Origin of the sequence: Nonomuraea sp. NPDC005650 (genome assembly GCF_040605375.1) — a bacterium.
Classification (GTDB): Bacteria; Actinomycetota; Actinomycetes; order Streptosporangiales; family Streptosporangiaceae; genus Nonomuraea.
Map to the genome: position 1 here is coordinate 101,240 of NZ_JBEXCR010000012.1, position 18,522 is coordinate 119,761.

Annotated in this window: 19 protein-coding genes, 1 pseudogene and 1 riboswitch; of the genes and pseudogenes, 10 read left to right on the forward strand and 10 right to left on the reverse strand. The window is 71.7% G+C overall.

Annotated features, from left to right (window positions below; genetic code table 11):
* Positions 1-418: 418 nt before the first annotated feature.
* The 5 genes from ABZS69_RS21855 to ABZS69_RS21875 all read right to left on the reverse strand — a co-directional run bounded on the left by ABZS69_RS21855 (position 419) and on the right by ABZS69_RS21875 (position 4,160).
* Positions 419-1,432, reverse strand: coding sequence for an MASE1 domain-containing protein (locus ABZS69_RS21855; protein WP_355375205.1), 1,014 nt, complete (start codon positions 1,430-1,432; stop codon positions 419-421).
* 312 nt (positions 1,433-1,744) lie between these two features.
* Positions 1,745-1,987 carry a hypothetical protein gene (locus tag ABZS69_RS21860; RefSeq protein ID WP_355375208.1) on the reverse strand — a complete coding sequence of 81 codons (243 nt, stop codon included), beginning with the start codon at positions 1,985-1,987 and terminating at the stop codon, positions 1,745-1,747.
* A gap of 218 nt (positions 1,988-2,205) precedes the next feature.
* Positions 2,206-3,039, reverse strand: coding sequence for an aminoglycoside phosphotransferase family protein (locus ABZS69_RS21865; RefSeq protein WP_355375211.1), 834 nt, complete (start codon positions 3,037-3,039; stop codon positions 2,206-2,208).
* A 231-nt stretch (positions 3,040-3,270) separates the two neighbouring features.
* Positions 3,271-3,606, reverse strand: a complete 336-nt coding sequence (locus tag ABZS69_RS21870) for a hypothetical protein (protein ID WP_355375214.1) — start codon at positions 3,604-3,606, stop codon at positions 3,271-3,273.
* A gap of 188 nt (positions 3,607-3,794) precedes the next feature.
* Positions 3,795-4,160, reverse strand: a complete 366-nt coding sequence (locus ABZS69_RS21875) for a MerR family transcriptional regulator (protein ID WP_355375217.1) — start codon at positions 4,158-4,160, stop codon at positions 3,795-3,797.
* A 55-nt stretch (positions 4,161-4,215) separates the two neighbouring features.
* On the opposite strand from ABZS69_RS21875, the gene ABZS69_RS21880 reads away from it, so the two are divergent.
* A complete protein-coding gene (locus tag ABZS69_RS21880; protein ID WP_355375220.1) occupies positions 4,216-5,406 on the forward strand; it encodes an MFS transporter in 1,191 nt (396 codons plus the stop codon).
* Here ABZS69_RS21880 and ABZS69_RS21885 read toward each other — a convergent pair.
* The gene (locus ABZS69_RS21885; RefSeq protein WP_355375223.1) at positions 5,403-6,953 is read right to left on the reverse strand and encodes an LLM class flavin-dependent oxidoreductase; all 1,551 of its coding nucleotides are present in this window, start codon (positions 6,951-6,953) and stop codon (positions 5,403-5,405) included. The genes ABZS69_RS21880 and ABZS69_RS21885 overlap by 4 nt on opposite strands.
* 115 nt (positions 6,954-7,068) lie before the next feature.
* Between ABZS69_RS21885 and ABZS69_RS21890 the strand changes: the two genes are divergently transcribed.
* Positions 7,069-7,524: a MarR family transcriptional regulator gene (locus ABZS69_RS21890; protein WP_355375226.1), complete on the forward strand. Its 456-nt coding sequence runs from the start codon at positions 7,069-7,071 to the stop codon at positions 7,522-7,524.
* 47 nt (positions 7,525-7,571) lie between these two features.
* Here the strand turns inward: ABZS69_RS21890 and ABZS69_RS21895 are convergent, their stop codons facing one another.
* Positions 7,572-8,435 carry an alpha/beta hydrolase gene (locus tag ABZS69_RS21895; protein ID WP_355375229.1) on the reverse strand — a complete coding sequence of 288 codons (864 nt, stop codon included), beginning with the start codon at positions 8,433-8,435 and terminating at the stop codon, positions 7,572-7,574.
* Positions 8,436-8,615: 180 nt separating this feature from the next.
* Between ABZS69_RS21895 and ABZS69_RS21900 the strand changes: the two genes are divergently transcribed.
* The 4 genes and pseudogenes from ABZS69_RS21900 to ABZS69_RS21915 all read left to right on the forward strand — a co-directional run.
* Entirely contained in the window at positions 8,616-9,605 is a 990-nt protein-coding gene (locus tag ABZS69_RS21900) for a small ribosomal subunit Rsm22 family protein (RefSeq protein WP_355375231.1), read from the forward strand.
* 71 nt (positions 9,606-9,676) lie between these two features.
* Entirely contained in the window at positions 9,677-10,453 is a 777-nt protein-coding gene (gene uppS / locus ABZS69_RS21905; protein ID WP_355375234.1) for a polyprenyl diphosphate synthase, read from the forward strand.
* Position 10,454: 1 nt separating this feature from the next.
* The gene (locus ABZS69_RS21910; protein ID WP_355375237.1) at positions 10,455-11,207 is read left to right on the forward strand and encodes a GNAT family N-acetyltransferase; all 753 of its coding nucleotides are present in this window, start codon (positions 10,455-10,457) and stop codon (positions 11,205-11,207) included.
* An 18-nt stretch (positions 11,208-11,225) separates the two neighbouring features.
* Positions 11,226-12,056, forward strand: a pseudogene (locus ABZS69_RS21915) (pentapeptide repeat-containing protein); the annotation flags it as partial.
* Between the two features lie 195 nt (positions 12,057-12,251).
* Here the strand turns inward: ABZS69_RS21915 and ABZS69_RS21920 are convergent.
* Positions 12,252-12,755, reverse strand: coding sequence for a MarR family transcriptional regulator (locus tag ABZS69_RS21920; protein ID WP_355375240.1), 504 nt, complete (start codon positions 12,753-12,755; stop codon positions 12,252-12,254).
* A 77-nt stretch (positions 12,756-12,832) separates the two neighbouring features.
* On the opposite strand from ABZS69_RS21920, the gene ABZS69_RS21925 reads away from it, so the two are divergent.
* Positions 12,833-13,735, forward strand: a complete 903-nt coding sequence (locus ABZS69_RS21925) for an EamA family transporter (RefSeq protein ID WP_355375242.1) — start codon at positions 12,833-12,835, stop codon at positions 13,733-13,735.
* Position 13,736: 1 nt separating this feature from the next.
* On the forward strand, positions 13,737-14,375 hold the full coding sequence (locus ABZS69_RS21930) for an NAD(P)H-binding protein (protein WP_355375245.1): 639 nt from the start codon (positions 13,737-13,739) through the stop codon (positions 14,373-14,375).
* Between the two features lie 15 nt (positions 14,376-14,390).
* On the opposite strand, the gene ABZS69_RS21935 is transcribed toward ABZS69_RS21930, so the two are convergent.
* Positions 14,391-15,554, reverse strand: a complete 1,164-nt coding sequence (locus ABZS69_RS21935) for a cytochrome P450 (protein ID WP_355375247.1) — start codon at positions 15,552-15,554, stop codon at positions 14,391-14,393.
* A gap of 139 nt (positions 15,555-15,693) precedes the next feature.
* Between ABZS69_RS21935 and ABZS69_RS21940 the strand changes: the two genes are divergently transcribed.
* Entirely contained in the window at positions 15,694-16,176 is a 483-nt protein-coding gene (locus ABZS69_RS21940) for a hypothetical protein (protein ID WP_355375250.1), read from the forward strand.
* Positions 16,177-16,302: 126 nt separating this feature from the next.
* Positions 16,303-17,496 carry a cytochrome P450 gene (locus tag ABZS69_RS21945; RefSeq protein ID WP_355375253.1) on the forward strand — a complete coding sequence of 398 codons (1,194 nt, stop codon included), beginning with the start codon at positions 16,303-16,305 and terminating at the stop codon, positions 17,494-17,496.
* Between the two features lie 73 nt (positions 17,497-17,569).
* On the opposite strand, the gene ABZS69_RS21950 is transcribed toward ABZS69_RS21945, so the two are convergent.
* On the reverse strand, positions 17,570-18,304 hold the full coding sequence (locus ABZS69_RS21950; protein WP_355375255.1) for a dienelactone hydrolase family protein: 735 nt from the start codon (positions 18,302-18,304) through the stop codon (positions 17,570-17,572).
* A gap of 69 nt (positions 18,305-18,373) precedes the next feature.
* A riboswitch (adenosylcobalamin (AdoCbl) riboswitch) is annotated at positions 18,374-18,522 on the forward strand.

Here is an 18,522-nt window from a genome sequence, read left to right on the forward strand (position 1 = left end):
ATGTACCGCCTCATCCAAGCCACAACCTTGGCCCAACTCGCGAACGACCAGCGCGACACCGTCCGCCGCTGGGCAGCTTTCCTACTGCAAGCGGCGCTCCCGGCATCCCCAAGCGCTTGGCCAACTGGCCCATCTACCGCAGTCTGCCCCCAGGCTCATTCGGTTTACGCACGTAGTCGACTACCTGCAAAGCCACCGTCGTGGACATCCAGCGCCATGCCCACACCCACAACTTGTGCGCCTTTGGCCCTGATCGCCCCGACACCCTGACCGTCCGGCACAGCCTCGCCTACCGGACGGGGATGTGGTCGCTATGAGCTTTCCGTATGGAGACTTCGGCCGCGCCTGCCGTGGCCAAGGTCGCTTCGAGGAAGATCGGCCTCCCCTCGGTGTCGAGGGTGTGAGAGGGATTGTCCGGCTACTGCGACCTGTGCCTGCTCCGCTCTCCAGCGCGTGGGGGTGGTAGGCGGAGGTCCAGCTTCTTGTCGCGCGCAAGCCGGTCCGCCACCTCGTTGAGTCGGGCGCAGACGTTCTTGATGTTCTGGTGGGCCTTGTTGCGCTCGACGATGATCGCGGCGAGTAGCAGTGCGGTCAGTGCCGCGGAGCCGTTGAAGGCCTGGAGGGCGACCATGTTGAGGAAGAGGTTGTGCTGGGCGAACGGGCCGGAGTGGTGCGCGGCCGAGACGATCGCCACCGTCGTCGTGATCAGCGCGCACGCCGCGGCCCCGAGGAGTTGGAAACGTAGGGCGGACCAGATCAGGAAGGGGAAGACGAGGAAGAGCAGGTTGATGGGGCCCGAGGTCGCCAGCAGCGTGACGAGGAAGGTGCCCAGCAGCAGCGCCGCGCCTTCGACCCAGCGGAGCGGGTGGGCGTTCCACGGCACCCGGGTCGTGCGGCTCGCGAGCAGGAGCGGCGTGACCACGAGCACACCCATCGCGTCGCCTGCCCACCACACCGACCACGCGGGCCAGAACTCGCTGGGCTGCAGCCCGCCGGCGAGCACCAGCGAGCCGGCGCCCACGGTCGCGCTGACCAGCATCCCGGCGAAGGCGCCGAGGAACACCAGGGCGAGCGCGTCACGCAGCCGGTCCAGTTCGATGCGGAAGCCCACGCGCTCGAGCAGGAGGTAGGCGCAGATCGGCGCGAGCGTGTTCCCCACGGAGATGCTCAGGACGGCGGCCATCGTCGGCCCGATCGACACGTTGACCAGGAAGGCGCCGAGGGTGATGCCCGGCCAGATCCGGAGGCCGAGGAGGAGCATGGCGGCCAGAGCGATTCCCGTCGAGGGCCACAGCGGCGTCACCTGCCCTCGGACCAGCTGTTGTTGCAGCCCCAGTTCGGCGGCCACGAAATAGGCGATCGCGACGGTGAGGATTTTCGCGGCCGTCATGGCATGATCCCGTAGCCCGTAATCGACGATGACAGCCTTCATTGGAACACCTCCGGCCTCACCGAATCGGCGCCCGGTCTAGCGCGTAACGCGGCGAGAGTCGTCTCTGCCCTCACCTGCTCGTTCAGTCTTGGGTTCCGGTCTTTGGCGTGGTATGACCGGACCTGTTTCAAAACTAGTCATAATCCCGCCAGATCGGACCCAACGCCGGGTAATCGGCATATACGTCAAAGGCGATATTGCTCTAGAAAAAGGAAAGGATGTCCCGTTGTGGTGAGATTCTTTTTTGTCCGGTGTGTCTCGTGATGGGCCCGACGGGGTCGTCGGGGGTCCCGAGTCTGCTGATCACTTGGCTCAAGAGTGGGTTGGGGGCGGCCGCGTGGCGCGCGGCGAAGACTCCGCGGACGTGGGGCGGGCGGGTGGTCGAGCTTGAACCGGGGGGATGTCGTGCGACTCGATCATGGCCAGCTTCGGCACGGTCGCGCTGTCCAGCCGCTTGCGTACCAGCTCGAAGGGCAGGTTGTCGTCGTTGGTGCGGGACGGCACGTCAGGACGGAAGCCGCTGTCGGTCGGCCGGTGGCTCGTTTGCACCGGCACGTACAGCGGCTCCTCCAGGATCGGCGGCAGGTGGCAAACGGCGGGTGGCTGCTGCTTGATGGTTGCCTGTTGCGGGTGGGTGAGTGGCGGTGCCGCAGGTGGGTGAGCGTTGAGGGTAAGTGGGTCTCGTGGGTGGGTTGGGTAGCGGTGTCGAAGGCGGGCGTTGAGTGTCAGGGGGTTCTGAAGGCGGGGTGAGGAGTGGTGCCGTAGGTGGGCGGTCAGGTGTAGTGGGTCAGGCCGTCCGCGAGTTCCTCTGCGTCGCCGTCCCGGTGCGCGGCGAGGGCCTGCTGCAGTGCGAACGTGCCGCGGATCGCCGCGACGCGGGCCGACGTCTCGTTGTCGGTCCAGCCGCCCAGTGCGAGCACCTGGTCAAGGAACGTGTCCCCGTGGCTTGCGGCGATGGCCGCGAGGTCTTCGGCGGGGTCGCCGATCGTGACCTCGTCCCAGTCGATCACGCCGGTGAGCTGGGGGCGCCCGCTGTCGATCTCCCATAGGACGTTTTCGGCGCCGAGGTCACCGTGCGTCACCGACGTGGCGACGTGGGGGAGACGGGAGGCCGCGGCGAGCTCCCGTTCGGCTCGTCGGCGTCCGGCGTCGGACATGAGCTCGAACAACTCTGCGTGGACGTCCGCCTCGAACCGCTGCCACCGGTCCTGCGGGGTCCGCGGCAGCGCCGCCCGCGCCTGCTCGTCGGCCCCCGCCTGGGCCAGCGCGCTCAGCAGTTCGGCGTACTGCTTCGCCACCGCTCCGGCCGCTGCCGGGTCGTCGAGCACGCCGCCCTCCAGTGGTGCGCCGGGTACGCGGCTGAGCACGAGGTACGGCGTCTCGCCCGCGCCCTCGAACAGCGGCCGGGGGATGTGGAAGCCGAGGGCGAGCTCGTTGAGCACGCGCAGCGTGGCCGCCCGCTGCGGCAGCCGGACTGCCGCCGCCTCGGTGCGGGGAAGGCACACGACCCGGTCCGAGCCGATCACGACCCGGTGGAACTGGCCTTCGCGGATGGGGAGGGGTCCGGATGCGGCGTCCTGTGCCAACCAGCTCAGTGGATCATCCATCCCTCCAGCATGGCGGCAACGTCTCCCGAACGCCGAACCGGCTGGGGGAGGGTGAGCGGTGGCCGGGGTCTGAACGCGCCTGTTCCGGCGGCGGGGCCTGCGGACGCTGTCCAAGCAACGGGCCCGTGCGCGCCGTTCTAGTAGTGCGGCGCGCTCGGCAATGGGGCCTGAACGCGTTCGTCCCGGTGCTCGTGTTGCGGGCACCGGGACGAACGCGTGATGTGGGGTTGATCAGTCGTCGTGGTGGAAGCCGTGTTGGGGCCAGGAGCCGACGAAGTTGCCGTTGCCGCTGGTGGGCCAGTTGCGGTGTCTCCAGTGCTTGTCGTCGTGGCCTCTGTCCCAGCCCCAGCTCCAGCCGCCGCCGCTCTTGCAGGCCTCGGTCTCGCGGGTGCCGGCGAACACCCCGTGGTGGGTGACGTGGTGGTAGGTGAGGCTGTCGTCCACCCCGAGGCCGCAGTGCATCGAGTCGTGGCTCTTCGAGGTGTCGGCCGTGGCGGGCGCGGCGCTGCCGTACAGCGCGGTCGCGGCGAGCAGCGCACTGCCGACGGCGATGAGGCTATTCCTCATGATCTCCCCCTGTAATCACGAAGTGACATCGGAGATCACTATACGTAGCGATCTTGGGGGACGGGTGCAGCGCCACGCCCCGTTTCGATCAACGGGCCGCCGTTGGCCAGCAAACTCGGACGTACGGGGAACCTGGCCCTTTTGCCCTGTACGCCGGGCCTATTCTAGTGATCTACAATGTAAAGGCGTCAGGAAGATCGCACAGCCGCCAGGTACGCGTGGATCGCGTCGCGGTTGCGGGAGAGGCACTCGATGCGCTGCTGGATGCGGTCCGCCTCGGCCTCCAGGAGGTCGGACAGCTCCGGGGTGAGGCACTGCGGGTGCAGATGGATCTCGTCCGGCTTGTTCAGGAACGGCAGGATGCGGCGGATGATCTCCGTGGTGAGGCCCGAGTCGAGCAGCCCGCGGATCTGCTGCACCCGGTAGACGGCCGACTCCGGATAATGGCGGTAGCCGTTCTCGGAGCGCTCGGGGTGGAGGAGCTCCTGCTCCTCGTAGTAGCGGAGCATGCGGGTCGGCACGCCCGTCAGTCGCGACAGTTCACCGATCTTCACGGTGTGGCCTCCCGGCTTGCCTTCACATTGATGTGAAGGTTTCAGCATATTCGACATGTCTGGTGCGACGATCGCCGACGCCGTCCGCGTCGGGAGAATGCCGTGGTCGGGGTTGCTGGCGCTGTTCTCGGCGGCGTTCACGGCGGTGATGACGGAGCTGCTTCCTGCGGGGTTGCTGCCGCAGCTGGGCGCGGCGCTGGGGGTGCCGGAGGGGCGGGCCGGGTTCCTGGTGACGGCGTACGCGGTGGCGTCGACCCTGTCGGCGATCCCGCTGACGGCGCTGCTGCGCGGGCTGCCGCGGCGGCCCGTGCTGGTGGGCACGCTGGCGGGGTTCGCCCTGTTCAACACGGTGACCGCGGTCTCGTCGTCTTACGCGGTGACCTTCGGGGCGCGGGTGCTGGCCGGGGTCATGGGCGGGATCCTGTGGGCGATGCTGGTCGGGTACGCGGCGCGGATGGTGCCGGTCGAGCGGCGGGGGCGGGCCATCGCGATCGTCTCGGCGGGGATCACGGTGGCGCTGTGCGCCGGGATTCCGGCGGGGGCGGCGCTGGCCTCGGCGTTCGGGTGGCGGACGGCCTTCCTGGGGCTGGCGGTCGTCGCGGTCGCGCTGGTGGGGTGGGTGCTGCTCAAGGTGCCGGACTTTCCCGGTGAGGCGGCCACGGTGCGGGTCCCGTTGCGGACGGTGGCGGTGCTTCCCGGCGTGCGGACCATCCTGGGGGTGACGGTGCTGGTGCTGGTCGGGCATCAGGTGATGTACACGTACCTGGCGCCGTTCGTGGCCTTCGCCGGGTTGGGGCGGACGAGTGTCGTGCTGCTCGTGTTCGGGGCCGGGACGGTGGCGGGGATCTGGGTCACCGGGGTGGTGATCGACCGGTTCCCGCGGGTGACGCTCGTGGCGGTGCTGGCCGTGGTGGCGGGGGCGATGACGGTGCTGGCCGTCTCCGGAGGGCCTGGCTGGGCGCCGCTGGGGGCGGTCGGGCTGTGGGGGGCGGCCTTCGGCGGCGTGCCGACGTTGCTGCAGTCGGCGCTGGTGGACGCCTCCGGGGCGGGGAACGCGGACGCGGCCACGTCCATGCAGACGACCGTGTACAACGCGGGGATCGCCGCGGGGTCGCTGGCGGGCGGGCTGGTGCTGGAGGGCGCCGGGGCGGGTGCGCTGCCGTGGACCTCGTTGCCGCTGGTGGCGGGGGCACTGGTGATCGTGGTCGCGGCGCGCCGGCGCGCGTTCCCCGCCCGCCGAACCTAGATGCCGTGCCTGGCCAGGGGCTCGACGAGTTCGCGCTCCTCGTACGACAGGTGCGACAGCAGGCTGTCGGTGAGCAGGTCGACGGTGTCGCGCAGGTTGTCCAGGCCGCCCGGTTCGCCGACGAGCGAGACGAGGGCGCGGTCGACGCGTTCGAGGACCTTGTGGATGGCGTGGTGCTCTTCCTGGAGGCGGTCGAGCACGGGCGCGAGGCCGGGCTCCGTGCGGCGGAGGTGGGGGAAGACCATCGCGTCCTCGGCGGAGTGGTGCATGGTGACGAGGCGGCAGTAGGACTCGCAGTAGGCGCCGAGGGTCCAGTTGTTCTGGCGCATGGTCATGGTGCTGATGTGCGAGCGGGCGGTGCCGGCGTCGATCGCGCCGGAGGCCACCTGGTCGATGAGGTCGCGGAGCTGGGCGAGCTCGGCGCGCAGGTGGTCGTGGACGTCGATGAGGTGCCGGCCGTTGGCCTGTTCGGCGGGGGTGTAGCGCCGGGTGGGGTCGGGGGTGGGGCCGGTGGGGCGGGTGGTCTCGTCCCAGACGCGGACGTCGGTGAGCCGTACACCGTTGTCGGGGGTCGGGGTGACGGCCAGGCCGGCGCTGGGCGTGGCGGCTCGTGGGGACAGGGTTGTGGTGGCCCCCGCATCCGGGTCTGCGGCCTGTGCTGCGGGGGTGGCGCTCACGGTGGTGGGAGGCTGGTCGGCTCGGGCGCGTTCGGTGGCGACGAGTTCGCGTACGGCCGGGGCGGTCTCCTGGGCGAAGCGCTGGAGTCGGCGGGCGTCGTTGGCCGCGAGGATGAAGACGCTGACGCCGTACGTGAGGGCGATCTCGGCGAGCTGGGCGGGAGGCAGCTCCTCGCCGAGGTTGAGCATGCGGCGGATGTCGCCGGGCGAGCGGCCCGCCTCGGCCGCGGCCTCGTCGATGACGGTGTTGCCCTCGCCGAGCTTGCCGAGGTTCTCGAGGTAGGGGAGGGAGGGGAGCCAGCCGTCCGCGAGGCGGCCGGTCATGCGGAGCATGCGCGGCTTGTACGCGCCGAGCCAGATGCCGATGTCGTGGGCCGGGCGCGGGCCTCGCGGTGCGGTGACCTGGTAGTGCTCGCCGTGGTGGCGGATGCTGCCCGGGGCGTCGGTGTCCCAGGCGGCGCGGATGATCGGGATGGCCTCCTCGAGCGCGTCCACGGCCTGGCCGGGGGTCAGGCGCGGTGCGCCCATGGAGGCGATGGCGTCCCAGTATCCGCCGGAGCCCAGGGCGAGCTCGAAGCGGCCGTGGCTGAGGAGGTCGAGGCTGGCGGCGGCTTGGGCGAGCATGGCGGGCGGCCGGAGCGGCAGCGGGTGTACGTTGCCCGCCAGCCGGATGGTCTCGGTGGCGGCCGCGACGTAGCTGAGCAGGGTCCAGGTGTCGAGGAACGTGGGCTGGTACGGGTGGTCCGAGAAGGTGACGAGGTCGAGTCCGGTGCGCTCGGCGAGCTGGGAGAGGGCGACGACGGTGTCGGCCTGGGAGACGGAGGGCGCGAAGCTGACGCTGAAGAGCAGCTCGTGGCCGTAGTCGGGCATGGGTGGCTCCTTGGGTGTGCCGTTCGCCGCCGGACTTTAGTTGGTAGTGCGAACAGTTGGTAACGAGAACTAAATTAGTTCGTATTGTGAACCATTGTCAACTAGACTCGATCCCGTGGTCACGACGTTCACTACCGCTCTCGTACGGCTGGGGCACCTGGTGCAGCAGGTGTTCGGTGACGTCGGCAGGGAGCAGGACCTGACGCCGCAGCAGGCGCAGCTGCTGTGCCTGCTCGTCGATGGGCCGGTGGGGATGACGGAGCTGACGCGCGCGCTGCACCTGGAGAAGTCGAGCCTGACGGGGCTCGTGGACCGGGCGGAGCGGCGCGGGCTGGTGGCTCGTACGCGTGACGCCCGGGATCGGCGAGCCTGCCTCATCGAGCTGACCCCTGAGGGGGAGCGCGTCGGGGCGCTGGCGCACGACGGGGTCGCGGCGCGGCTGGAGGCGTTGACGGGGGAGCTGCCGGAGGTGCACCGGGAGCTGCTGACGTCGGCCATCGACGGGATCCTGACCGGGTACGCCGGCCGCACCCGCCCCCAGCCGGACCGCACCCCGGCTTCACCGGCCTGACCGGGGCTCCACCTGCCGGTCGACCCGCCAGCCTCGCCGGGTGTGGGTCAGGGGGTGGGGACGGTGGACAGGAACGTCGTCAGGGCTTCGGTTACCTCTGCGGGGCGTTCGAGCGGCGGAAGGTGGCCCGTCTCGGGGAGGTCGACGCGGCGGGCGCCGGTGATGCCGGCCGTGAGCAGGCCGGACACCTGCTGGATGCCCGGCACGTCCGACAGGCCGTTGACCACCAGGGTGGGGGCGGTGATCTCGGACAGGCGCGTGGCGGCGGGCGGGACCAGTTGGCGCTCCGTGGATCGGGGGCCGCTCCAGGAGCGCTCGAACATCAGGCGGCACATCTCCACCGCCGACCCCCAGACCTCGTCGGAGAGCGCGTCGCGGCGGCGGTCGGGGCCGGCGGTCTGCCACAGCGTGTGGGCCTCCGCCATCGCGCGCACGTCGGCGGGGTCGACGTGGTCGGCGGTGCCGGCGCGGTAGCGGGCCAGGCGGTCGGCCGGGACCGAGGTGTGGACGCGGTCGCGGGCCTGCTCCAGCATCTCCCGCGGCCACTGGTGGCCGGTCAGGCCCGAGCCGATCAGGGCGAGCGCGGCCACCCGGGAGGGCGCGGCCAGGGCGGCCTCGGTCGCGTACGCGCCGCCCAGCGAGCTGCCTGCCAGCGCCGCCCGCTCGACCCCCAGCGCGTCCATGACGGCGAGCAGGTCCTCGTGATGGCACACCTCGCCCTCGGCGTCGCCGGACCGGCCCGCTCCGCGCCTGTCGTAGCGGATCACGCGGTAGCGCCGCGAGAGGGCCCGGAACTGGTGCTCCCACAGGCGCAGGTCGGTCGTCGCGCCATGCACGAGCACGACGGTGCCCAGGGGAGTCGCCGGGCCGGCCTCCTCGTACGCGATCTTGACGCCGTCGATGAGCAGCATGCCTGCCACGCTACTGCCGTGCGTGATCGGGAGATCGGCCTGTTCGCCAGGGGCACAGCCGGGCGAGCCGGCGCGGTCGGGGGACGGGCCGCCGCCGACCATGTCCGGGATGGGCGGGCTGGTGGGGACGGCATCATGTAATGCAGGCAAGCCACGTCCGGACCACAGGTGAACCCATCCATGCTTCCAGAAGAACTCAGAGCCGCCCTGGACAGTGCCCTGTCCGGCTACTCGCCGCAGGAGCTGTCCGACTCGGTCGCGCGGCTCACCGAGCGTTACCGTACGAACGCCGCCACCGGCGGTGGCACCCACATCAGGTCCCGGGCCGACGTGGCGGCCTACGCCGCGTACCGGATGCCCGCCACCTACGCCGCCGCGGCCACGGCCATGCGCCAGGCGGCGGTCCTGACCCCGGGCTTCCGGCCGGGGAGCCACCTCGACGTCGGCGGCGGCACCGGGGCGGCGATCTGGGCGGCAGGCGAGACCTGGCCGTCCATCGAGCAGGTCACGGTCATCGAGCACGACCCGCAGATCATCGACCTGGGCAAACGCCTCGCCCGCACGTCCGGGTCGCTGCGCGGGGCCACGTGGCGGCAGGCGTCGGTGCGCCCCGGCCTCGACCGGCCCGTGGCCGACCTGGTGACCATGTCGTACGCCCTGGGCGAGCTCCCCCAGGACAAGCGCCCGGAGATCGTCCGCTGGCTGGCCGCGGGCGCCGCCATGGTGATCGTCATCGAGCCCGGCACCCCGGCCGGGTACGCCACCGTCGCCGAGGCCAGAGAGGTCCTGCTCGCCCAGGGGCTGAGTGTCGCGGCCCCCTGTCCCCATGACGGCCGCTGCCCCATCCAGCGGGGGCGCGACTGGTGCCACTTCTCCGTCAGGCTCCCCAGGACGTCCCTGCACCGCCGGATCAAGGCGGGCACGCTCAGCTTCGAGGACGAGAAGTTCTCCTACGTGGCCGCCACGACGACCCCGGGGGAGCGGGCCGCCGCCCGGATCCTGCGCCATCCGGTCAAACGCAAGGGCGTGGTGTCCATGCGCCTGTGCGCCGGGGAGGAGGGCATCTCCGACGTGATCGTGTCCAAGCGGCAGGGCGACCTCTACCGCGCGGCCAGGGACGCCGACTGGGGCGACGGCTGGCCCGTACCGGCTGAAACCGACGCGGATTGACCGTCACAGATCCAGGCCACGAAATGGGGAAGGGGCGGCCCCCGGTTCGCCGGGTGGGCCATCCTTGAGGGATGTGGACGACTGATCTCCTTCATTCCCTATATGCCCAGCGCCTGCGCCGCCAGGTCACGGCGGGCCCGCTGCCCCGCCACGTCGGCCTGATCATGGACGGCAACCGGCGCTGGGCCAGGAAGCAGGGCCTGGCCAGCCCGAGCATCGGCCACAAGTACGGCGCCGAGCACATCGACCACGTGCTGTCGTGGTGTGAGGGCCTGGGCATCGAGCATGTGACGGTGTTCCTGTGCTCGACGGAGAACCTCCAGCGCCGCGGCGACGAGGAGGTCGCCTACCTGTTGCGGGTGATCGAGCAGATGGTCGCCGAACGGTTGGACCGGCCGGACGCCCGCTGGCGCGTCCACGTCGCGGGCCTGCTCGACATGCTGCCCGACACCACGGCCCGCGCGCTCAAGAGCGCCGTCGAGGCCACCCGTACGTGTGCCACCGGCTTCCACCTCACGCTGGCCATCGGGTACGGCGGCCGCCAGGAGGTGATCGACGCCCTGCGCGAGCTGCTGTACGAGCGGGCCCAGGCCGGGCAGTCCATGGTGGAGCTGGCCTCGACGCTGAGCGTGGACGACATCGCGCCCCACCTCTACACGGCCGGCCAGCCGGACCCCGACCTGGTGATCCGCACCAGCGGCGAGCAGCGCCTGTCGAACTTCCTGCTCTGGCAGTCCGCCTACTCCGAGCTGTACTTCTGCGAGGCGTACTGGCCGGCCTTCCGCGAGATCGACTTCCTGCGCGCGCTGCGCAGCTTCGCCGCCCGGCAGCGACGGTTCGGGGGCTGAGGTGCTGGAGCTGTTCGACCGGCAGCTGCGGCAGGGGGCCCGCCCCGACGCGCCGGAGGCCAGGGTGGAGCGGGCCGGGAACGTGGTGCGCCAGGTCGGGCCCGAGCACTGCTGGAACGGTGTGCTCTGGTCCGGCCTCGACGAGGAGACCGCGGACGCGGCGATCGCCGAGCAGGTGCGCTACTTCGGGGAGCTGGGGCGGCCCTTCGAATGGAAGCTGTACGGCTATGACCGGCCCGCCGGCCTCGATCGGCGCCTGCTGGCGGCCGGGTTCACCCCGGAGCCCGCCGAGACGCTGATGATCGCCGAGATCGGGCGCCTGCCGGTCGGCGGGGAGCCCCCCGAGGGGGTGCGGCTGGTCCCGGTGACCGACGCCGACGGCGTGGAGCTGGTCGTCGACGTCCACGAGAGCGCCTTCGGCGCGACCGGCGACCACCTCAGGGAACGGCTGCTCGCCCAGCTCGCCGAGGGCGAGGTCGTCGCCGTGCTCGCCATGGCCGGCGACACGCCGGTGAGCGCGGCCCGCATGGACCTGCATCCGGGCACCCGGTTCGCGAGCCTGTGGGGCGGCGGCACCGTGCCGGAATGGCGCGGGCGGGGCGTCTACCGGGCGCTGATCGCCTACCGGGCCCGCGAGGCGGTCGCGCGCGGCTACGACCATCTGCAGGTGGACGCCTCCAGCCAGAGCCGCCCGATCCTGCTGCGGCTGGGGTTCGAGGCGATCACCACGACGACGCCGTACGTCCACGAGTGAGTACCCTTTGAAGGTCGTATCCCGTCGAAGGAGGCCCGCACGTTGCCCGGAACGAACCCGCGCGAGCTCGGCCTGCTGGCCGACTGTGAGAGCTGCTTCGGGCTGTGCTGCGTCGCGCTGCCGTTCTCGGCGTCGGCCGACTTCGCGGTGGACAAGAAGGCCGGGGAGCCCTGCCGCAACCTGCGTGACGACTTCCGCTGCTCCATCCACGCCGAGCTCAGGCAGCGCGGCTTCCCCGGCTGCACCGTGTACGACTGCTTCGGGGCCGGCCAGAAGGTCTCGCAGGTCACCTTCCAGGGCACGAGCTGGCGGCAGGCGCCGGGCACGGCAGGGCAGATGTACGCGGTCTTCCCCGTCGTGCGGCAGCTGCACGAGCTGCTGTGGTATCTGGCGGAGGCGCTGACGCTGGAGGCCGCCCGGCCCGTCCACGCCGAGCTGCGCGGCGCGCTCGACGAGACGGAGCGGCTGACCCGGGGGAGCGCGGACGATCTGAAGAGGCTGGACCTGGTGGCGTACCGGGCCGAGGTCAACGTGCTGCTGTTGCGGACGAGTGAGCTGGTCCGGGCGGGGCGCAAGGGCAAGGAGCGCAGGGGAGCGGATCTGATCGGGGCCAGGCTGTCGGGGGCCGATCTGCGTGCGGCCAACCTGCGCGGGGCTTATCTGATCGGCGCGGACCTGCGGGGGGCGGACCTCCGGGAGACCGATCTGATCGGCGCCGACCTGCGGGGGGCCGACCTGGCGGGCGCGGACCTGTCGGATGCGATCTTCCTCACCCAGCCCCAGCTCAACGCCGCGACCGGCGACGCCGCCACCCGCCTCCCGGCCGCGCTCACCCGCCCCGCCCACTGGCCTGCCACCCGCTACGAACGACCGTCCCGCGCCCAGGGGCCCCGCCGCGGCCCCGGCTCGGCCTCCACCCGAGGGAATGGCTCCGACCGCGGTGGGGACTCCGCCTCGGGCCGCGCGACCGGCCGCGGTTCCGGTTCGGGGCGGGGCTCCGGCTCGGGCCGTCGGCGCGGCGCGCCAGGGTGACGGTGTGGCCGGTCAGGGGAGCATGGTGCGGTCCCCGAGGGATTCCAGCAGGTCGCGCAGCATCTGGGCGAGCTCGTCCCGGCGCTCCTTCGGCAGGGCCGCGAGCACGCGGTCCTCGGTCGCGACGTGGTCCGGCAGCGCCCGGTCGATCAGGGCGTACCCCTCGTCGGTGAGCGTCACGTAGACCACCCGCCCGTCGGCCGCGCTGGGCGTGCGGGTCACCAGGCCCCGGGACTCCAGGCGGTCGAGCCGCTGCGTGATCGCCCCCGAGGTCACCATCGAGGCCCGCATCAGCTCGGCCGGCGTCAGCCGGTGCGGCGGGTCGCTGCGGCGCAAGGTGGCCAGCACGTCGAAGGAGGCCCTGTCGAGCCCGTGCGCGGCGAACGTCCGGCCCAGCTCCGCGTCGATCAGCCGGGTCAGCCGCGACAGCCGCCCGATCACCGCCATCGGCGAGACGTCCAGGTCAGGGCGCTGGGCGTCCCATTGCTTGAGTATGAGGTCGACGTGATCAGCCACCACTCCAGCCTAACGATGCCTTAGCGGTGAGGTAAATCATCTAGCCAGATAGCTTAGCGCTGAGATACTTTGTCTTAGTGCTAAGAAATAACTCGGGAACCGTCCTGCTGACCGCGCTGACCCCCGCCATCTGGGGGACCACGTACCTCGTCACCACCGAACTGCTGCCGCCCGGCCGCCCCCTGCTGGCCGCCGTGATCCGCGCGCTGCCCGCGGGCCTCCTCCTGGTCGCCATCACCCGCCGCCTGCCCACGGGCGTCTGGTGGTGGCGGGCCCTGGTGCTCGGCGCGCTGAACATCGGGGTGTTCTTCGCGCTGCTGTTCGTGGGGGCGTACCGGCTGCCCGGCGGGGTGGCCGCCACCGTCGGCGCCATCCAACCGCTGCTGGTCGCGTTGCTGTCCGCCGGGCTGCTGGCCGAACGCCTGACCCTGCGCACGACGCTGGCCGCCGTGGCGGGAGTGGCCGGGGTGAGCCTGCTCGTGCTGCGCGCCGACGCCCGGCTCGACGCGCTCGGCGTGGCCGCGGCGCTCGGCGGCGCCGTGGTCATGGCCCTGGGCGTGGTGCTGAGCAAGCGGTGGCAGTCGCCCGCGCCGCTGCTGGCCACCACCGGCTGGCAGCTCGTGGCCGGCGGCGTGCTGCTGCTCCCGGTGGCGTTCCTCGTCGAGGGCGCGCCGCCGGCCACCCTGACCGGCGAGAACCTCGCAGGGTACGCCTACCTCGCGATCATCGGATCCGCGCTCGCCTACGCCCTGTGGTTCCGGGGCCTGCGGCTGCTGTCGGCGACCAAGGTCACGTTCCTGGGCCTGCTCAGCCCCGTGGTCGCCACCTTGCTCGGCTGGCTCGTCCTCGGCCAGGAGCTCACCGCGGCCCAGGCGCTCGGCGCGCTCGTCGTCCTGGCCGCTCTGGTCGTGGCCCAGCGCCGCCCCGCCCGCACGCCGACCGCGACGGCGCCCCGCGTCCTGGCCGGAAAGGAGTCCTGACATGCGCATCACCGTCTTCGGCGCCGCCGGCGCCGTGGGTGGCAGGGTCGTGGCCGAGGCGCTGTCGCGCGGACACGAGGTCACCGCCGTCGTCCGCGACCCCGCCCGCCTCCCCCTGCTGCCGCCCGCCGCGTACGCCCGCGCCGGCGACGCCTCGGACGTCGAGGACGTGGCCGCGCTCAGCGCCGGACAGGACCTCGTCATCAGTGCCACCCGGCCCGCGCCCGGCCACGAGACCGACCTGGTCACGACCGCCAAGGCGCTGCTGGCCGGGGTGGCGAGCACCGGAGCGCGGCTGCTGCTCGTCGGCGGCGCCGCCGGGCTGACCGTGCCGGGCAGCGGCGGCCTGACCGTGGTCGAGACCCCGGACTTCCCGCCCTCGTGGCGGCCCATCGCCCTGGCCTGCAACGCCCAGCTGGCGGTGTGCCGGGCCGAGCCGGACGCCGACTGGGCGTACCTGAGCCCGCCCGCGCTGCTGGAGCCGGGGGAGCGTACCGGCCGCTACCGGCTCGGGGGCGACGAGCTGCTGGTGGACGCCCGGGGCAGGTCGGCGATCTCCATGGAGGACCTCGCCGTCGCGCTGCTCGACGAGGCCGAGCGACCCCGGCACCGCCGCGCCAGGTTCACCGTCGGCTACTGAGCCGCGCGTGCCGTCTCACAGGGTCACGGGCAGCGACGTCAGGCGCCAGGTGCCCGGGTCGGGCATGTGCCGGACCTCGCCGGCGAGCGCCAGGCCGGGGAAGCGGCGCAGCAGGGCGCCGATCGCGATCCCGGCCTGCACGCGGGCCAGCGAGGCACCGACGCAGAAGTGCGGCCCGTGCGCGAACCCGAGCTGCCCCGACGCCTCACGCCGCAGGTCGAACCGGTCCGGCTCGTCGAAGGCGCGCGGGTCGCGGTTCGCCGCGGCGATCGAGGCCGTGACCGGCACGCCCTTCGGGATCGGCACGCCGCCGATCTCGATGTCCTCCGTGGCGAAACGGGGGATGGTCAGCAGTTGCGGCCCGCACCAGCGCATCAGCTCCTCCACCGCCCGCGGCATGAGCTCGGGGTCGGCCCGCAGCGCGGCGAGCTGGCCGGGGTGCGACAGCAGGGCGGCGACGGCGTTGGCGATGAGGTTCGTGGGCGTCTGGCCGGCCATGACGAGCGTCCAGACCATGGTGATCAGCTCGGTCTCGGAGAGCCGGTCGCCGTCCTCCTCCATGACGCGGGCCAGGTCGGAGATCAGGTCCTCGCCAGGCTCCGCCCGGCCCCTGGCGACCGCGGCCTCGGCGCCTTCCAGGATCCGCGGGATGGCGTCCCGGAAGCTCTCGCCGTGCCCGGCCGCGACCGCGGCGCCGTACTCGCGCCATCGGGGGCGGTCGGCGACGGGGATGCCGACCAGCTCGCAGATCACCTCGATCGGCAGCGGGCCCGCGAAGTGCGCCAGCAGGTCCGGCTCCGCGGGCAGCTCGTCGAGCAGCCGCTCCACGATCGCCTCGATGCGCGGCCCGAACTCGGCCGCCCTGCGCCACGTGAACGCGGGTGCGACCAGCCGGCGCAGCCGGGCGTGCTCGGCGCCGTTCATCTCCGACATGGTCCGCAGGTACGGCAGGCAGTGCTCCGGCACGTCGGGCCGCCGGTAGCTGTGCTCGTTCGTCCCCAGCCTGGGATCGCTCAGCATCGCCCTGGCCTCCGCGTGCCTGGTCACCGCCCAGAACGGGCCGAACCCGGGCGCGACCAGCCGCGCCACGGGCGACTGCTCCCTGGCGCCCGTGTACGCGGTGAACGGGTCCGCCAGCACGGCGGGATCGGTCAGGTCGACCTCGGGCACGTCGGTCATGCCGCTCCTCAATCCGAATGATGTCGTCATCTGGATGTTTAAAGTATCTCGATTGCCGACCACTCGGCAACGCGCGGAGCCGCGCGCGGACGTATAGTTCGTCAAGTACGTGCTTTACGATGCTCACGGAGTTGGCAAGGTGGATCAGAAGGAGACCGAGTTCGTCGACCGGATGGGGCTCGTCATGGAGCGCCTCGCCGGGACACGGACGATGGGGCGCCTGTACGCGTGGCTGCTGATCTGCGACCCGCCTGACCAGTCGCTCACCGATCTGGCCGCCGAGCTCGGCGTCAGCAAGACCATGGTCAGCACGGTCGCCAGGCAACTGGAGGCCGGCAGCATGATCGAGCGCGTCCCCACGCCGGGCCGTGAGCACCGTTACCGCGTCGTTCGCGGCGGATGGGCGCAGGTCCTGCGGGGCCAGATGGCCGTCCTCCCGCCGATCACGGACGCGCTGGGCCTCGGACTGTCACTCGTCGGCGACGACCGCGCCGAGCAGCGGGCGCTGCTGGAGGAGACCAGAGACTTCTTCGCCTTCCTCGTGCGTGACGTGGACGAGGCGCTTGAACGCTGGGAGGAGTATCGCAAGCGGCCGAAAGACGACGATCAGGGCTCCGGGTGAACACCCGATCGTCGAGGAGCACGTGCCGTTCATCGTACGACTCCCGGCACGGCGCCACCGCGCCCTCAGCCGGGGTCATGCGATCCGCTCAACCGGGAAATCAATTCAACGATCAAGGGAGTGACGATGTCTGACATCGTCGAGCGGTACAACATTCCCCAACAGCACTTCTGGCTGCACGGCCCGTGGCCGGGCGGGCCGGTCGAGCACAACGAGGCCGCCGGGATGTGGAACGTCTACGGCTACCCCGAGCTGGTGGAGGTCCTCGGCGACCCCACGACGTTCTCCTCCGACACCCTTCGCGTGGTCCCCGAGGAGCAGAAGCCGAAGGGCATGTCGCTGGAGGGCTTCATCACCCAGATCGACCCGCCGGAGCACGGCAAGCTGCGCAAGCTGGTCAGCAGCGCCTTCACCCGCAAGGTCGTCGCGGACCTGGAGCCGAGGATCGCCGCCGTCACCCACGAGCTGCTCGACGCGGCGCGCGAGCGCGGCGGGCTGGAGCTCGTGCGCGATCTGGCCTACCCGCTGCCGGTCATCGTCATCGCCGAGTTGCTGGGCGTGCCCGGCAGTGATCGCGCCCTGTTCAAGCAGTGGGCCGACGCGATGTTCCGGAGCGACACCAAGGTCTCGTTCGACGAGCTCCTCGAACGTCAGGGCGAGGGCACGGAGGCCGTGATGAAGGCGTGGTGGGAGATGTCCTCCTACCTCGCCGGCCACGCCGCGGAACGCCGGCGGCAGCCGCGCGCCGACCTGCTGACCAAGCTGGTCGAGGCCGACGTGGACGGCGAGCGCCTGCCCGACGAGCAGGTGGTCAACTTCGCGATAGTCCTGCTGCTGGCCGGGCACGTCACCACGACGATGCTGCTCGGCAACACGGTGCTGGCCCTGGACGCTTTCCCTGAGCAGCAGGAGAAGGCACGGGCCGACCGCGCCACGATCCCGGCGATCATCGAGGAGTCCCTCCGCTTCTTCACCCCGTTCGCCCTGCTGGGCCGCGCCACCATGCGCGAGGCCGAGCTCGGCGGCGTGACGATACCGGCCGATCAGACCGTCCTGATCTGGCCCGGGGCGGCCAACCGGGATCCCCGCCAGTTCACCGACCCGGACGTCTTCGACCCCGGCCGCGACCCCAACCCGCATCTCGCCTTCGGCCGCGGCATCCACTTCTGCCTGGGCGCCCCCTTGGCCCGGCTGGAGGGCCGGATCGCGCTGAACATCCTGCTCGACCGGTTCAGCACGCTGCGCACCGATCCGGCGGACCCGGTGGAGTTCATGCCGGTGCCGACCATGACCGGCGTGCGCCGCCTGCCGCTGGTCTGATCCTCGCGCACGCCACGTACGGGGGCCGCCGGCCAAGGCCGCGCGGAGGCCGGCGGCCCCGAGCCGCACGGCGCTACTCGCGGCTCGCGACGTACCTGTCGAAGAAGGCGAACGTGCGCCGCCACGCGTCGTCCGCCGCCGCGCGCACGAGGCCGTGGCGCAGCGGGAACAGAGCGAGCCTGGCCACGGGGTGATGGCCGTCGGTCATGAAGGAGTGCCCGGCGTCCGGGTAGATCTCGACGTCGTGCTCGACGCCGAGCGCCCGCAGGTGCTCCCGCAGCCGCGTGCCGTGCGGGCCGAAGCCCTTGTCCCGGCCGCCGTAGGAGGCCACGACCGGGCACACCGACCGCAGCGCCTCCTGGTCGCGGGGGACCGTGCCGTAGTTGACCGACGCGGCCCGCACGCCGGGCGGCGCGCTCGCCGCGTACGCGAGGGCGAAGCCGCCGCCCATGCAGAATCCGATCACGCCGAGCCGGTCGCCGTCGACGTCGTCGCGGCCCGCCAGCCATCGCCGGGTCGCGTCGATGTCGGCGGCCGGCCGGCCCGGCCTCTCCGTCACGAACTGGTGCATGGCCCGCGCCAGGCACCCGAACCTGGTGCCGTGGCTGTAGAGGTCCGGCAGGACCGCCGCGTACCCGTGCTCGGCGAACAGGTCCACCACGTCCAGCAGGTCCGGCTCGACGCCGTAGATCTCGTGCACGACCACCACGCCCGGCCACCCGGCCGCGGGCGCGGCGCCCTCCGGCAACGCCACCGTCGCGTCCAGCGAGCCGCCGTCCGGCAGCGGGATGCGTACGTGCTGTCTCATCGGCAGTCCTTAAGAGGTCGGCATTCCAGGTGTCCCATCCGTTGACGCGAACGGGAGGAAGGGATACATTCCGGTAGATTTCACGATTGTCCAAGGGAAATCCGGTGAGATGCCGGTGCGGACGCGCCACTGTATCCGGGACGTAGATCCCGGGAGCCAGGTCGCTTGGACAGTTCGTGACCTCGTTGGTTGGGACGCGTCATCCCTGAGGAGGCATG